General features: G+C 60.6%; 16 protein-coding genes. 11 read left to right on the forward strand and 5 right to left on the reverse strand.

From position 1 onward, the window contains the following. Window positions 1–2: 2 nt before the first annotated feature. A complete protein-coding gene (locus ACSYDW_RS14555) occupies window positions 3–467 on the reverse strand; it encodes a helix-turn-helix domain-containing protein (RefSeq protein ID WP_438339447.1) in 465 nt (154 codons plus the stop codon). A 350-nt stretch (window positions 468–817) separates the two neighbouring features. Here ACSYDW_RS14555 and ACSYDW_RS14560 point away from each other — a divergent pair, with 350 nt between their 5' ends. The 9 genes from ACSYDW_RS14560 to ACSYDW_RS14600 all read left to right on the forward strand — a co-directional run bounded on the left by ACSYDW_RS14560 (window position 818) and on the right by ACSYDW_RS14600 (window position 8,537). Continuing rightward, the gene (locus tag ACSYDW_RS14560) at window positions 818–1,546 is read left to right on the forward strand and encodes a helix-turn-helix domain-containing protein (protein WP_438339448.1); all 729 of its coding nucleotides are present in this window, start codon (window positions 818–820) and stop codon (window positions 1,544–1,546) included. Window positions 1,547–2,106: 560 nt separating this feature from the next. Next, a complete protein-coding gene (locus tag ACSYDW_RS14565) occupies window positions 2,107–2,487 on the forward strand; it encodes a hypothetical protein (protein WP_438339449.1) in 381 nt (126 codons plus the stop codon). A 326-nt stretch (window positions 2,488–2,813) separates the two neighbouring features. Continuing rightward, window positions 2,814–2,957: a hypothetical protein gene (locus ACSYDW_RS14570; protein WP_438339450.1), complete on the forward strand. Its 144-nt coding sequence runs from the start codon at window positions 2,814–2,816 to the stop codon at window positions 2,955–2,957. Window positions 2,958–3,188: 231 nt separating this feature from the next. After that, window positions 3,189–3,599, forward strand: coding sequence for a hypothetical protein (locus tag ACSYDW_RS14575; RefSeq protein ID WP_438339451.1), 411 nt, complete (start codon window positions 3,189–3,191; stop codon window positions 3,597–3,599). A 328-nt stretch (window positions 3,600–3,927) separates the two neighbouring features. After that, window positions 3,928–4,647: a GIY-YIG nuclease family protein gene (locus ACSYDW_RS14580; protein ID WP_438339452.1), complete on the forward strand. Its 720-nt coding sequence runs from the start codon at window positions 3,928–3,930 to the stop codon at window positions 4,645–4,647. Between the two features lie 85 nt (window positions 4,648–4,732). After that, on the forward strand, window positions 4,733–5,554 hold the full coding sequence (locus ACSYDW_RS14585; RefSeq protein WP_438339453.1) for a PH domain-containing protein: 822 nt from the start codon (window positions 4,733–4,735) through the stop codon (window positions 5,552–5,554). 1,273 nt (window positions 5,555–6,827) lie between these two features. Further along, window positions 6,828–7,238: a hypothetical protein gene (locus ACSYDW_RS14590; RefSeq protein ID WP_438339454.1), complete on the forward strand. Its 411-nt coding sequence runs from the start codon at window positions 6,828–6,830 to the stop codon at window positions 7,236–7,238. A 119-nt stretch (window positions 7,239–7,357) separates the two neighbouring features. Then, on the forward strand, window positions 7,358–8,119 hold the full coding sequence (locus tag ACSYDW_RS14595; protein WP_438339455.1) for a hypothetical protein: 762 nt from the start codon (window positions 7,358–7,360) through the stop codon (window positions 8,117–8,119). Between the two features lie 40 nt (window positions 8,120–8,159). Next, on the forward strand, window positions 8,160–8,537 hold the full coding sequence (locus tag ACSYDW_RS14600) for a hypothetical protein (protein WP_438339456.1): 378 nt from the start codon (window positions 8,160–8,162) through the stop codon (window positions 8,535–8,537). A gap of 715 nt (window positions 8,538–9,252) precedes the next feature. Here the strand turns inward: ACSYDW_RS14600 and ACSYDW_RS14605 are convergent. After that, entirely contained in the window at window positions 9,253–9,855 is a 603-nt protein-coding gene (locus ACSYDW_RS14605; RefSeq protein WP_438339457.1) for a hypothetical protein, read from the reverse strand. 286 nt (window positions 9,856–10,141) lie between these two features. Continuing rightward, window positions 10,142–10,381 (reverse strand): hypothetical protein, encoded by a 240-nt coding sequence (locus tag ACSYDW_RS14610; protein ID WP_438339458.1) that lies wholly within the window; start codon window positions 10,379–10,381, stop codon window positions 10,142–10,144. A gap of 196 nt (window positions 10,382–10,577) precedes the next feature. On the opposite strand from ACSYDW_RS14610, the gene ACSYDW_RS14615 reads away from it, so the two are divergent. Next, window positions 10,578–11,315: a hypothetical protein gene (locus tag ACSYDW_RS14615; protein ID WP_438339459.1), complete on the forward strand. Its 738-nt coding sequence runs from the start codon at window positions 10,578–10,580 to the stop codon at window positions 11,313–11,315. 19 nt (window positions 11,316–11,334) lie between these two features. Continuing rightward, window positions 11,335–11,598: a hypothetical protein gene (locus tag ACSYDW_RS14620; protein WP_438339460.1), complete on the forward strand. Its 264-nt coding sequence runs from the start codon at window positions 11,335–11,337 to the stop codon at window positions 11,596–11,598. Window positions 11,599–11,638: 40 nt separating this feature from the next. On the opposite strand, the gene ACSYDW_RS14625 is transcribed toward ACSYDW_RS14620, so the two are convergent. Together ACSYDW_RS14625 and ACSYDW_RS14630 are read right to left on the reverse strand one after the other, a co-directional pair. Next, the gene (locus tag ACSYDW_RS14625) at window positions 11,639–12,553 is read right to left on the reverse strand and encodes an AcrVA2 family anti-CRISPR protein (protein WP_438339461.1); all 915 of its coding nucleotides are present in this window, start codon (window positions 12,551–12,553) and stop codon (window positions 11,639–11,641) included. A 394-nt stretch (window positions 12,554–12,947) separates the two neighbouring features. Then, window positions 12,948–15,332, reverse strand: coding sequence for an AAA family ATPase (locus tag ACSYDW_RS14630; RefSeq protein WP_438339462.1), 2,385 nt, complete (start codon window positions 15,330–15,332; stop codon window positions 12,948–12,950). Window positions 15,333–15,539: the final 207 nt, after the last annotated feature.

Genomic DNA, 15,539 nt, shown 5'->3' on the forward strand with positions numbered 1-15,539 from the left:
GATCATTCTATGGCGGCAGGCCCGGCTGGTGGGCGTCTCAGGGCATGCCTCAATTCATCGAATTCCTCCTGTTCGAGCAGGCCCTTGGCGAAAAAGTTCACTACCTGATCCCAAGTCCCGGGCAGGTGACCTTCGTGCGGGCAGGGTGCGTCTTCCCCAAATGTGTAGGTCATGTCCTTGAGGACCCGGAGCAGGTCTTCACGGCTGGTGTCGTAGGCGAAGGCGCGCAGGATCAGTTCTTCCGGGTCCACTTCTACGCTTCCGTTTCGGCGTTCAAGGGCCTTCAGCAGGCGATGGACCTTTGGTTGGTTCGTATGCAGAAGCTCGGCGATTTGCCGCTGGGTCAGTCCACGGTCAGATGCGTACTTTGCAGCACGGAGCTCATCCAGTTGATCCACGAGCAGCCGCGCTTGGCGTTGACGTGCTTGATGGCGGATGGTGTGGAGATCCGCTTCCATGGCGACCATTTCGCGTTGCTCCTTGGTTGCGTTCTTCGTCTGGGACTCAAAGCCTAGTCCTGTGATTCATCGTGACTCAAGAGCTTAAGCCGCTGGCACATCGGCCCGATGCGCCTCAACGCAGCGTGTCGGATCATCGCCAAACGACGGCCTCATTTGCGACCACCTCTGTAGAGCTTCGAGCGGATAAACGTGTTGCCCTGGCATTTCTGCGATCGCGACACCAGCGAGTGCTCACGCACTGGCCAACTGTGCGACTCCCGGATTTTTGGGCTCGGGGCTGTCAATTGCCCAGCCAGAAAAAGAGCGACTATCAGCAAATCGTTGCGCATGCGCAACGCCAGAGGATATCTTTGCGTATGCGCAACGCACTGATCGATCTAATCAATTCGTCCGCACATTCGAAAAGTGCTCTGGCCCGCCGCGCAGGGCTGTCGCCATCCACAGTCACGCGCATCACCGACGGCACTTTGGATCCCACGACGTCCACGATCAATGCCCTGGCGCAAGCGCTCGGCCACCAACTCCCACAGGAACTTCCGGTCCTGTGCGACATTGAAGCAGTCCACACGGCGCGGGCCATGCTTTCTGGCGAAATGCCAGCTAACCTATGGCGTGAAATCTTGGAGCGGTGGGCCGGCACCAACGGCACGCCTCGCGACCTGGCTCGGGAAGCCGGCCGAGCAGCACCCTTGCATTTGCGCCCCGAGGTCGCCACCATTCGCACCAACTGGAACGTCCTGCGCATCGTCGGGGCCGTGGAGACCGCTGCCGGAAGATACGCACTCAGCGGCTGGCCGGCCGCCGCGGCGTTGGGTGCTCCTGAAACCCCGGAGCACCCGGTGCTCGTGTATGCAGACGGCGGAGCAGACGCCCTCGGGTTAGCGTTACCGGACGACCAGTATGGGTCCACCGTCGTCCGCATCCTGCCGTTCGACGGAAATTCGGAGCAAGGTACCCAATCTGCATCCGAAATCGCATGGGCCGACCCCCTCCAAGTGTGCCTCGACCTGTATGCGGACCCGGCCACCGAATACCTCGGAGATGCACTCCTCGACATCCTCGAAAGTGAAAACTCTAGCGACTGAAACACGACGGATCGATGACGGCCTCAAGCAATACAAGAGAACACCGGCAAATCACCGTAAAGTGACCTCGCTTCCAGCCCCTGTTTTTTGCTGGATGGGACCGGGCAAGATAGGTCACCACCTGGCGGTCCACGGAGTGGTATGGATTTACCGGCTCCGAAAGAACTTGCGGAAAAGTTTCCGACTTAGTCAGGCACGCCGCCGAGCGCTGAGCCACGGCGCTACTCCGATGGCAACCAAGATCGTTCAGTTCGGGCTATGGGGGGCACCTGACCCAGGAGAACCACCAGGACATCTAAGGCGTTTGGAAGTGGTTGTTGCTTCGGCGCAAGCATCCGCCGGGATTCGACTGACCCAAAACGGCCGTAAGCCGGTCATTTCCTTGTTGAGGTGGCCGGCCTTTTGGGTGCCCAACCAGATGAGCTCACTCACCTCAGTGGCGGCTACATGGATTCGGAAAGCAGCGATCGTGGACAGGGCGTTTGCTTGCGTCGTTTTCTACGTTGCTTTTGTGATGTTTTTATGTCCCTAGACCCGAGCATTTGTGCAAAGATCAAGCCATGGAAGCATCAACCAGGAACTTGATCCATGTGGATTCAACGCGGATGAACATCCACGACATCGTGCGACAGCTGAACGAAAATCTCGGCACCACCATCGTTCAGACCATGGCCGGCGTCAAAAACCGAACCTCGCCATCCCAATGGGCCAAGCCAGATGGTCCCGAGCCACGACCAGAGGTAGAAACCAGGCTTCGGCTCGGCTACCGAGTATGGACGACCCTGGAACAGACTGAGGGCCGAAGCCTTGCCCTGGCCTGGTTGATGGGCGCCAACCCCCGTTTGAACGAGGAGCTGCCGATTCTCTGCGTTCAGCGGAATCTGGCCAGAGACGTCATTGGAGCCGCCGAGGCCTTCGTCGACGACAGCTTCGCGGCTTGAACCCCATGGACGGCGCGCGTACCTGCGCAGCCTCAGGACTGAGACTCGTACCGGCGGCCGGCGAGGTCTCGATCCGAGTGACCAAGGATCGCTACGGTGCACTGTAGGTGCGGGAGAACACCTTTGTCGGGCCTCGCCCATTCGGGAGCGGTCCCTCACACTTGAACCCGCCGCTTGGCACACGTCCGGGCACGCAAAACGGCACCGCCCGCAATGGACGATGCCGCTTTACTGAACACCCAAGGCGACACCTCCCCGGTTGGAGGATCTACTTGGTTGCTGTGGCGTACTTTGCCTTCGCAGCCTGGTAGTTGGAGTAGGTAGACTTGTATGTTTTCGGAAAAGTTGCCGACTTCGTCAGACACGCCGCCGAGCACGACGCCACCCCGGTGGAAGCCGAGATCGTCCGGATCGGGCTGTGGAGGGGTGTCTTCGGGAACGTGACCTGGCTGCAGGGCAAACGCACCTGACCCAGGAGAGCCAGCAAGACTTCGCGGGCGTCCAGAACCGGTTGTCGCTTCCGCGCAAGAATCCGCTGCCTCTCGGTTGACCCGGGGCTGCAGCAGGCCGGTCACTTCCTTCGCGGAGGTGGCCGGCCTTTTGGCGTGCTCGACCAGGCTGGCTCTCCGTGGTCTGAACGCGTCGCCACTCCTGGTTACGATTGACCGCGCACACTCGCGCCGCCGAACCCTGGAGGATTCTTGAAACGCTCACTCGCCCTACTCGCGTTGCTGGCTCTACCGCTGACCGGATGCGCATCCACGGATACCCCGGAGCAACCTGCGACCACCGCCGCCGCAACCACGAGCAGCAAGGCCGCGGCCGACGAAGGTAAGGACGTGACCAAACAGGTCAAGGCCGCCGCCGGCGCCCAGGCCAAGCACATCGACGTGGCCACCGAGACGGAGCCGGGCCGCATCGTCGTTGAAACCAGCCTGGTGGATCCGCGTGGGGACGCCGGCAGCCCGGCCGCCAAGAACGCCATCGCCATCTGCGAGGCCGCGGCCAAGCTCAAGGGCGCCGAGCACGTCAGCGTGATGGAGGCCGACGGCACCAGCTGGATCCTGTTCGGGCACCCGATGGCCACCGAAGGCGAATGCACCGAGGTCTAACACGCCGCCAGTTGCGACAGAAGGCCGGTCACCAAACCAAGTGGCGACCGACCTTCCTAGTGCGGTCCGTTCAAGTGCCGCACGGCTCCCATCGTACAGATTGCATCTAGTCAGCTGCGAATGCCGACATTCGGGCCGCAGTCGAGTCCGGCGCGAGGCACTCCCCCGCAACGCTCGGTCCGCGCGTCATCCTGGCGTGATCTTCCGGTCACCCGGGTGTGGTGCCCCCGAATCGGCGGCGGTGCTGGCTACCCTGAAGGCTGCAGGGTTACCGCGTGAAGACAGGGGGTGTGGCATGGAGGCCTTCGATCCACCGGTGGAATACACCGTGGACCATTTTGGTGAGCCGTTGCGGCCGGGCAAGTACGGGCACCGACTCGTGCGGGAACGGTATGCCATCATCAACAAGCTCTCCTCGTTCTACCCCGACCGCCGCTACTACTCCGACAAGCTTTGGGAGGCTGTCAGCTGGCGCTACGAGGATGAGAACCATCGCATCCTCAGCGACAAGTTCTGCGAACGACTCCGGGAAGCTGCGCTCGAGAACTTCGACCTCAACATGGCCTTCTTCAAGCAGCTGGACCCCGCCGAGTTCGAGCAGGCCCTTCAGGAGATCCTCGCCAAGTACAAGAAGCTGCGCCCGGTCACCGACCTGCGTACCCTCAACGGCGTGCCGGGGGTCTACGTGATGGTCCTCGACGAGCACCAGCAAGCCTACGTCGGCGAAGCCAGCGATATGCGCAAGCGCATCCGGGGCCACTGGTCCGGGACCAAACAGTTCGACCGACTCATCTTCGGCTCGCCGCAGGAATCGGTACTCTCCATCGATTCGTTCCGCGGCCTGGACACGACTCGCATCTTCGCGATGCCCACGGCTCACGGCTACGAGTTCGAAACCAAGATCGTCGATGCGTTCCCGTCTGACTACTTGCTCAACCGCATGGGCGGCGGCGAGGTCACCGGGCTCCGCGGCGCGTTCCTCTACGCCGAGGCCAAGCGCCGGAAGCTCCTTCCCACGGAGACGGACGAGCCACCCACGGCACCATGAGCCCACCGGATGCAGCCGTACTCATGAGGCCTGCATCCGCACCAAAGCCAGCACCATCCATCCCAACCCCGAAGAGGAAGCAACCATGGCAACTATTTCGCGCTCAGTCAGCTGGACGATGTTTAGCGACATCGACGCGGCCCTCGCCTGGATCAACAAAGCTGTCGGCCAGACCGACTTCACCGTGACGCATGCGGATGCCAGCGCCATCAACATCGACGTCCCGCGCGCGATGCTGAAGAACCGGTGGGGCGCCAAGATCAACGGCGTCGTCACCCCCGTATCCCAGGGCACCGAAGTGCTTTGGACCGTGGAGGGGTTGGGCGACAAACACTACGAGCACCTGGCAACGATCGCCGAGCAACTGCCCGAGGGTCTGCTCTTTGACCACGGCATCCCCGAGGCAGCCTCCAAGCTCGCCAACCGCGTCTTCGGCCGCAAGGAAATCGGCCACTTGGGGAACCTGCTGGACCGCGGGGAGCTCGTGCATGCAATGGGTGTCGGGCAGTTCGCCGGCAAGACGGGCGCCGCCGCCATCACCGACAAACGGCTGCTGTTCCTGGAGAAGAGCATGTTCGGTTCCGAGGCCTTGACGGACTTCTCCCTGAACTCCGTCGGCGCGCTGTCGATCGGCAAAAAGATGGGCGGGGAAACCTTGACGATCACCCACTCGGGCACCACCGCGGTCATCAGCGGCATGGGCCACGGGCAGGCCGATGCGATCGCTCGCGTGTTCCGACAGCTCAAGGAACGGGCCGAAACTCCCGCCGCTCCGGCAGCAGCACCCGCTGCCGCCCCGGTGGATCCGATGGCTCAGCTGGAACGCCTGGCCGAACTGCGCGACAAGGGAATCTTGACGGACGAAGAGTTCCAGGCGCAGAAGACCCAGATCCTCAGCCGCATGTAGCCGCGCGGGCCCCGGCCCACTTCAGCAGCCCCTCGATGCTGCGGCCGTCAGGCCCAGCCCGCGCCACCGAAGGTGGCCCCGGCCGGCAGGCCCCACCGATTTCCGGTGTGCGAAATTTGCGAAACCCGGCCACGAACCAGGGGCCGGTCAGAATCGAATCCGGTCGGGTCGAGGGTCAGCCCATATTAAGAGGGAAGCTCGCGCATCAATGGTCCTCCTGGTTCTTCGTTCCGGCTCTCGGCTCATGGGCTGCGGGACTCTCTCATCAGGACGGCTCCTTGTCTCTGTGGGGGCTTGGTGCTTCCGGGTGACTGGTGCTGGTGGTGGGGTGTGGGCGGCGGCCACCCCTGTGGGGTGGGCGCACGCCCACGGTGGCTCCTGCGGCGGCGGGGTTCCCGGTGCGGGGATCGGGGAGCGATCCTTCACGGGAACGATTCGTTGACCTGGTCCGAGCTGCGCTCGTCCCCTTGCGGGGCTCCTGCTTGCGCGGTTCCTTGCAGGAAACGATGCGGGCTCTGGGGGCCTGCGGCCCCTGCGGCTTCCTCCTGCCGGGGGCGGCTCTTCGTGTGGGTGGTGGCTGTGCTTGTCCGGCTGCCAGTGGGTGGGAGCTTGCCTCGAAGGGGTGGTGGCCAGCGATGGCGGGTGGACGTAAAGAAAGCTCCGAGGGGACTGCAAGCAAACCGTTTCGTTGACCCGTGCCCCGCTGCGCGGAACCACACCAGCCCCGACGCAACCTCCAGCCGCAATGCATCCTCTCCACCTCGAAGCCCAACCACCTCCACGACTGCTAGACGGCCATCTGACCGAACCCCGCACCCAAAGAGCCGGCCCCCAGCCACAGGCTCCTGCTCCCACCGGAGCTGCACACCGAAAAAGCCAGCCACCCCCAAGCGGACATGGGCCCACCCTCGACACCGTTCCACGAGCCGGACTCAGCAACCAATACGGGAGCCGGCAAGAGCAACGCCAAGAGAACCAGGGCCCAAGGCCGCGCACACAACACGCCAAACACACCCCACCAGCCACCCAAGGAGGCGGGCCAGCTGCCAGCGGCAACTGTGGGGGGGTCAGCAGCACCCTTGGCTGCGGTTTGTGGGTGATTGTGGCTCCCCGGAGGGGTCCTGCTCAGAAGTGAGTGGGAGCTTTTTCGCCTCTGGCACTGGCACTGGGGGGTTTAGGGGCATTTCATTTCGGAATCCGAAATGAGATCGGGCTACTTCCCCAGTGCCGTGCATGCCGGCCCAGAAGGGCCGTTCTGCGCATGGTTTGGGGTATGACGAGCCGCGTTTTCCAATTCAACCGCCAGCAGGGCAGCGACCCGAACCCGACCCAGTTTTTCCAACGGGTCAACGCTTTCGCCGCAGGCTTCAAGCCCGACCAGCCGGCCTCCCTACTGATGGTTCACCACGGAACCTCGATCGGCAATTACCTGATTCTGCATTCGGACAAGATCCAGGAATCCGCGGCGCTGCCGCTCGCCCACGCAGTCGCCGCGCACCTGGAACTCGGCGCCCAAGACGTCTTTGATGCCCGCGCCATCCTCACCAACGCCAAGGTGCTGGGACATGTGCCGTACTGGATGCGTGCGGGGAACAGACCGCGATCCTGGGAACGCCAATACAGCGGGCGGGCGCGAAACCACCGGTGCTGCCGCACGTGCGACCGGACAAGGAGGCCTGGGTGATTCGCCGTGGCGGCGCCGATAAGCGTGGCTGGGTTGCATCGTTGCCAGAGCGTCTGCGGATTTTCTAGGTCCTGCGTGCCGCCGGACGTTTCGTGGTGACCTGCCCCTAGGCTGGGGCGGTGACCAACTACGACTCGCTGCCTGACATGAACCCCGAACTCGCCGAAGAGATGCGGCTGTTCGGCAGACCGGAAAGAGAACACATCCTCGGGTACATGCGTTTGGAGGAGATCTACATTCCATTCAAGGAAGCTGCAGGCAGGGTCATCGAAGCAGGAGAGCCCGACGGGGTGACCAATTACAACATGAGGTTCCCGAATCAACCGGGCGTCATCCCGGCGATTGCCGCAGTGTTCCCCGAGGGCACCCCGGACAACGCAAGGATGCGAGTGTACTTGAGCCAGCCGGACGCCGACGGGAGCCCGCCTACACGCCCGGTCTGGAGCGAAGGGTCTAGGTTCCGACAGCGCGCGGAGATCGAGTGGGGCACCTGGGACGAGGAAGTCTGGGAGAACCGTGTCGACCTCGAACCGGTCTCGGTCAACGATTCCCCCGCCGAGCCGGGATCCAGGAACGCGGCATACCTCGCCGAACGCGGCATCGAGCTTCAGGGGACGATCGATGTGGATCATGCGACCGGCGCTGTCAGCGCCGCCATCACCGCGGCCCTGGGCGCCGACGCCAAGCAGTCACTCATCCAGCAGGCCATCGATTCGCTCGGCGATCGGACTGGCGAGGATCCGCACGGGATCGCCTGGCACCTGCTGCTGGCCGGACGCGAGCGCGGCATCGAGGTTGAGACTCCTACCCTGCTGAAGATCGCAGAGATGATGGCCCGCGGCGACGAGGTGAAAGTCGATATGATTCCCGACGCGCCCTAAAATCCCCCAAAGCGTCCGGTGTCCTCACTAGCGTTGAAGCATGACTGATTTTGATACGCTCCCTGAGCTAACGCCACGACAATTCCAGCTCGCCCGACTTCACAAGCACACGGGCCTCGTCCAGGCAGACGACTTCGACCTCGAGCAAGCCGTCAAAGACCTGGAGGCCTATCAACCTCTCGCGGATCGTATTCACCAAGCTGCGATGGAGGCTGGCCTGGATGTTGGCAAGCTCATGAACTCGAACTCGTACGAGGCCCTCCACGCGGTCGCGTTACTCCTGCCCGATGGGACGCCCGACAGCAAAAGGATGCGTCGTTTCTTCCATGTCAGGAACGTGGATCAGCCGACCCCGACCTACTTGACCGAGGAGGAAATGGAGGCGAATGCGGTTGCGTTCGCCAAGATGCGCACCTAAGCGGACACGACACTGGCCCGGCTACCTTTCGGTGGCTCGGGCCAGTACTCTGTCTATCGGGGGCTAGACGCTTCGGCGCTTGAGGACCTCTTCATTCGTTTCGTCGTGAACGGTCAGCCGCTCCTCGGTTCCGGGACGAAGGCGCAACAGCACGTAGTCCATCGGCCTTCCTGTGCCCAGCTGTTCCGTCGCCCAAAAGCTGGCGGCGCTGGAGCTGGGGGGTGCACCATCATCCGGTAGCCGCGGGTTTCGATGGACATGATGATCAGCGCGGAGCAGCGTGACCAACTCTCTCATGATTACGTTGCCGGCATCGCGAGGAGAGCTCGCTGCGGTTCCATCCAGGCAACATCACAATACTCTGGGTCGTCTGCCAATCAAGCGTACCTTGATGGTGCTTCTTCACAATGGCGAACACCCAGTTGTGCAGAGGCCGGACTTCAGCTCAAGATCGCCCACCCGGCACATACGACGACGGACTGCGCAAACTTCGGTGCGAAAACCAAGCACTGCCTCCTGTTGGGGCATCGAAGATATGCCTGCCGAGCGTCCCCTGGACAAGAACACCGCGGCCGTTATGGTCGCTAGTGCCGGTTTCGTCCGAGGTACTCCTTGGGGGTGCGAATGTGGTGACACCCATAACGAGTGCGGCTCCCGGCGGAGACGGGTGTCCGTCGATGCCGGGAGCCGCACTCACCGGTTCGCTCCCTAGGCATTAGCCGAGCTGGGATGGCTTGTCGTTGTAGGTCTTGCACCCGTCCAACTTAAACTCGAAATCCCGCAGGCTTTTGAGTGTGCTGACTTTCTCCAAGACGTCCACTTGGCCGGCGATACCTTGCATGTACTCTGCGACCAGCTTGTGCGTCGGTGAAACCGAGCCAACCACCGTCGAGCCGGCGTTGAGGGTCATTTCGACAGCCTTGAGATTTCCAAGGTTCTCGGCGTTCTCGGTCACAAGCTCCAGCAGAACGGAGCGTGAGCACATAGCCGACGCCTCGACCACCAAGCTCCTGAGATCAAGGAGTCGAGATACGAGCATGGCACGTTTCGTCTGGTCCCCCTTCGTCGAGACAACGGTTGCTTCGACCACCGCGTGCAAGCCGGCGCGGACAACCACCTCTCCCCCGTTCTCCGTGAAGATGGCCACCTGCCGGTACAGGTCACGCGCATCGCAATCGTAGGACCAAAGTTCGCGGGCGCAACCGGGTTCACCTGCCTGCGCCGGGTCCACGCCTTCGGAGGGCCTGACGAAAAGTAGATTCGCCAGGGCGGCAGACACGATTCCGACGACGATGCAAAGGGCAATGAACTTTTTCATGAGGTTTCCAATCTCGAGGGTCGATCAGGAGGACGGCTTCCTCCTGACCTTCGTGACATTCCATGCGCAGAAAATTTGGGCAGTGGTGCGCTGCTCGTTGATGGGCGGAAATGGCAGCGTATCGAGGAATTGGGAATCCTGCTTGAAAGATCGTTGATTGGGAAGCGGAACCAGGCACCAGCCCCTAGGGGAGACCGGTGCCGGGTCTGTATAGTGTGCAGTTATTGGTGGTCAGAACTGCGTTCAAACATCGTCGATGCTGCCCTACTCACCGGGATTTCGGCGGTTAGTCTCCGGCCAGTTTCTTGCCGGTCATGCTGCCCCAGTGCCGGTTCAGCTCGCTACCGTCGGCCCACTGCTTCACCAGGTCGGTGGCGTCGGCGGTCACGATGAACTTGGTGCGGATGCCCTGGCCGCCGGCTCCCTGGGCGTGGACCTCTTTCAAGCGCCCGTCGGCCTTGGATGTCTGCAGGATCGAGCCGCCCGGCGCTTGGTCTTTCAGGGGGACGCGGACCCAAAGCTTCACCGCGCCATCAGGTTGGATCCGGTCGAAGATTTCCGAAGCGGTCAGTAGTGCTTGGTTGGCCAGAGAAAAGTCATCGGATCAGCTCTGGAGTGGATCATCTGACGGCAAGAAGCCCCTGACACTTCCGGCGCCAGCAGTGAAGACAGACCCTACGCATGGTTCCAAGTAAGCAGCCCGCATTACCCAGGAGATCCCAATGCTTAATCCGGCCCACACCCCCACTGCCGTGGTCTTCGATCTCGCCCATTTGGCGCGACCGATCACGCCAACCATGAGTGCTAGGTTATTCTCCCACCAACGAGCTCTCATCAGCCTTTCGCGCGGCCGCATGGCATTCCTGCTGAGCCTGGCTCAGGAATTGACACCTACCGGCAGCGGCGATGGCGTCAGCAGCAAGGTCATAGCGAACGAGGGCTGCGCTATTTCCACAGACGCCCTCGAGCTGTTCGACGATTTCAATGCTTGGGTGTACCGCGAGGCAGCCCATCTGGAGCACGACGGTCGAGTGTCTAGCGCACTCACAGCGCTGTCCCAGTCCATCGTGTCCGGTGGTTCAGACGTGGCTATTGCACAGCTTGCCGTGGAACTCGCCGCGTGGCGGGTGGGTATCGAACAGCTGCTAGGAGGAAGCAAGGTGTCTATCCCGCTGGCATGGCCCTGCCCAGGGTGCAGCGGTAACACGGCGAGCATGCCTCTGGCCGAAACTACGGTCTTCGTCCTTTGGGGGCTGGCTATATGTTCCAACTGTGCTGGGTTCTGGGAGGACGTAGAGATTATCTGGTGGGCCTCGCTCTGCCACGATCGCATGCTTGAAGGGGAAGTCCTTGCATCAGCATTCTCCTCACCCCACAAGGAGTACACAGAAAATGAACCAAGTATGCTCTCACAACGAGGTGCACCGACCGCAACTGCCAAGCTACGTAGCGTTGTTTAGCACCCACCACGACGCGATCGTGAGCAACGGCGCAGACGACCAGATGCTGATACTTTTGAGCTTGGCGGCGGCAGTCGATGACACCCTGACCGGTGCCCACGATGTCCTGGCCAGTGAGGCCCGAGGTGATATCAATCGGTGGGCCTTCAATGCGCCAGTTCACAAGCAGCCAGCACTAGGCAACGCGCTGGCAACATTTACGGCCTCGATCTTGGCCGCTCTGGCCACCGAAGGCTATGAGTTCATTGCCGAGTTCGCTCAGGTACTGGCCCCGCCCGTCTAGAGCGCCACCACGGTGACAGAGTATGACGGCCGGGGATTCTCTACCGGGTCCACGCCCAGACGCGCTCGGTCTCTCTTAGCGGCAACCCTTGGGGGCCCTTCACATAGGACGGGATCCACTGGGTACGTCGCTGCTTACTTTCGATTCCATAGGGCTGCTGGCGCCAGTGCCCACGGACAAGCCATCGGTGAGTATAGGTTCGTCCGGCTGCGTCCTGAGCCTCGGTAGAAACGTATTTAGGCGAGTTGAGAGTAACCACGGTGACGTTTGTCGAGTGGTTCTTTTTGGCGGCCTTGCGGGTCGCCTTTGTCTTAGGTTCTGACTGCTCCTTGGAAGCAACACCCGGTGTGGACATGAGGATGGCGGACGCCGCCAGGAAGCTCACGAGGCGAGCCGCGCTCTCCCCAAGCTCGGGATCGGAGAAATCCTGGTAGGCGTGTGAGTTACTAGAGAAGTATTGGACAGGCTCAAAAAAGTTGCCACCATAGATCGTGGATTCCACCCGCTCAGATCGGCAGAATGACTCAATTTTTGTTTCGCCGTCCACTGTGGTCCAAGCCAGGCTATCGACCTCCAATGACACTTCAGTGCGCTCGTGGTCGGGGGAAATAACCCAGGCTTCTAGGGGCGGCAGGGGCTTTTCGAGCACCATGAAACCATTTGGGATTGGAAGGTCCGTGCTCATGGTTGCCCCAGGGATGTCTGAAGCTGCGTCCAAGGCAACGGCAACCATGTCAGCCGATACCCAAAACATTTCACCGGCTGCAATGTTTCGCGCAAACCTATGGGATTTGGGGACTTCCCTGCGCCGGGTTTCCTCCATCTCTCTCATTGCAATCGCATCAAGGTCGGCAGGCAATTTACGAAGCAGCTGCTGCATTTCGGCCAGTCGCTCAGCGACCAAGATGGCACGAAGCTCGGGAACGGATGTGGGTCGCCAGTCGATAGTTCGCACTCATAACTCGTTTCTCTTCAGCGGCACATACGATGTCCGATTATCGTAGCTACCATGTGCAACAATTTCCCGTTATCGAGGAACAATGGAGGCATAGAAATCATGTCTCGATCCCGGAGCACATCGGCTCACGGGGTGATGCGAGGCCCTTCATCCGTGGCTTTGCGGATTTGTATAACTGTGTGACCACCAGCAATCCGGGATCGGGCTCCGGACCCCGCCCAACGTGTACTACGGCTGAGGCCGACGGGGTCACGCAGAAGCGCGCCCAAGATCCTGTCCTTGCCCGGGCCGGTTTAGATCAACCAACCAGCAGAACCACCAAAATGAGTCAGCCTTACTCACTTTGGAACCGCTTGACTTGAAAATTCTGGACGCCGAAGTTGCTCAGTGGTTATAGGGAGGGGTCTCCCAGCACAACCCGCAGCGCGCGCTGAGCGAAAGCTCTGACCTCATCGGCGTCAGGTTCCGGCAGGTCTGTATCCGACTCTGTGTCGTGGTGGTAACGCATGCCGAACTCGTTGATCTCTGTCAGCTCCGGAACCAGGTTCTTGGCGTAAGACAAAACATCGGTCGACGACACAGCGTTGATACGAAGAATGACTGTGCCCAGGGTCTTGTTCGCTGGAGGTATGAGACCAGGGAATCGCCGGTGAAGGTAGGACTCGACCAACGGCCGAATGGCCTGGCCAGCGGTGGTGTGACTGACCATAACGCCGTCTATTTCTTCTTCACCCACGAATGCGCGAATTTGGCGGTGGTTACGGAAGTACTTGCTCTCGCATTCTCGATCAAGGTCGTGCTTGCGGAGAGACGTATCCCCACTGCTGTTGCGATACAACTCCAGCTCAGTGGACGGCCGCGGGTCGCCATGGTCATCGTGTTCTTTCCGTCCAAACTTCTCACGGACCTCGCGGAGATAGGTCGCGTCATGGGCCAAAATAATTACCTGAGCGCCTCGCCTGGAAAAATCGTTGAGCGTGTTGGTCGTGTGCGTTCGACGGTGCTTATCCAAGCTGGTGACGGGGTCGTCAACGACAATGACTTGCCCACGCAGGTCCTGCTCTGTCAGCACTGTTGCGCAAAAGAAGGCAAATGCCAGGGCCCTCTTATCTCCCTCGCTGAGCGCAATGCGGAAGGGTGGTTTTCCGCCGGAAATGTCAATCGACGCTTCCCGCAGCTTTAAGCCGTAGTTTGCTCGGCTCGTTCCGCCCGTATATGTGGGGAGGACTTCTTCAATGCGGAATTGAGCTTGCATCTTTTCCAGGTGACCATTGATGGAGTCCTCAAAAGCGGCAAGGGTCGCGTTCATGGCGGCTTTACTGGCGTTCCTCGCCGCGGTCGCCTCTGACTCTTTCTTTGAGACCTCTCTTTTCGCTTCTGTCCATGCAGCGAAAAGCTCCTGGACATCAGGATTTCCTCTTAATTGTGCCAACCGAGCGGCAACAAGCTTTGTTTCGAGCTCAGGTACACTCGACACCGATAGCGTGCTTTTGTATGCGTTGATGTCACTAAATGCTTGCCGAATGGTCGCATTCACTTCATCAACCAAAACGGACAGGGCAAGCGTGAATGCCTCAAGCGCAGATCGGTCGGTTCCTGCGTTGACAGATTTCTCGAAACGCTCCATCTTCTGAGCGAGAAGAGCATCAAAGATCTTGCCGAAATCTGTCAGTCTTTCCGTGACCGGTTCCAACTTGGGCAACTCGGGTACGTCCACATGGGTTTTCCACGCGGCCGTAAACGTAGAGGCACGCTCATATTCATTGGCCAATCGGGTCTGAAGAAGATCCCGTGCTGCGTTCCCAAGACGATCATTCAACCGATCGAGCCGGTCGCGAAGATCATCGTATGCGGAGTCAAAGAACTCGGCGTACATGTCGACAAGATCGATACCCGTCGTGCTCTGCCCGCAGAACGGACATTCAGCGTCAGGAGCAAGTCCAACTCCCGCGCTCAACCACGCTTCGACGTTGCTCTTTGAGGACTCATCGCCCAGGTGACCGATATGTTCCGCCACCCGAAGCCGGGCCTCACCATGGAGGTCAGACAATGCCTCGCCTAGCGTCTCGAATAAGTCAGAAAGGTCTAGATTGAGGGGTTTCAACTCGGCCGGCAGCGGGAGGGCAAAGATTCCCGATACATTTTTACCGTCATTAAGTGAGGTTTCAGCCTGGCTTACTAGCAAGCCGGCCGCCGCAGGGACTTGTAGCTGTTGGAACGTTGAGAATGAGCAGGACCGGTCCACCGCATGGGCCATTGCGAGAAGTTCGGCCTCAATACGCGCTTTCTCGGTTTTTGCCGTAGCAACCAGCTCCTGAGCGGCCTCCAGCTTCTCCTGCTGTTCAACGGCCGTGGCTCCGATGGCTATGGCGAGTAGACCCTGCCGGTGTGAGGGACTGACTTCACCACCAGTATGGACATTCTGATCCACAAACTGGGTGTCAAATACACGAGTTCGGAGGGAGCCACCCGCCCACACTCCATTGTTCAGCACTAGCTTAGACGTTCCAAAGGGCTGCAACCTGACATGCGCAGCACCGGTTGTACCCAGCGACTGACGCTCACTAAGAGACTCCGCATCTCCAGACCCAGCGGCCGCGAGCACAGCAGAGAGCGTCGATTTGCCCCTCCCATTTCCCGCGTAAATCAGAGACAGTCTGGTTAGAGGATGCGCTGAGCCATCGAAACCATTCAGGACTCCTACGCGATCAATCTTCTCGATAACCTGAATCATTGCTCTCCCAGTCTCGTGCGCCGAGTCACGCCCCAGCACCATAGTGGCCTAGAACGCGATACTTCCCCAGCCGACGCGCAGCCGGGCGAATATATGTTCGTTAGCACTGTCCGATAGACGGTCCCGGCGGTGCAAGCGCGAACGAAATTCTTCGGACCAGAAATCCGCGCGTTTCCCCTCCCGCCGGATTCCCGTATGACCCGCCCGCAAAAAATCCCGGTGCTTGCGCGGCCCTACTACGGGACAGGA

The sequence above is a fragment of the Paeniglutamicibacter selenitireducens genome (genome assembly GCF_051550675.1).
Taxonomy (GTDB): Bacteria; Actinomycetota; Actinomycetes; order Actinomycetales; family Micrococcaceae; genus Paeniglutamicibacter.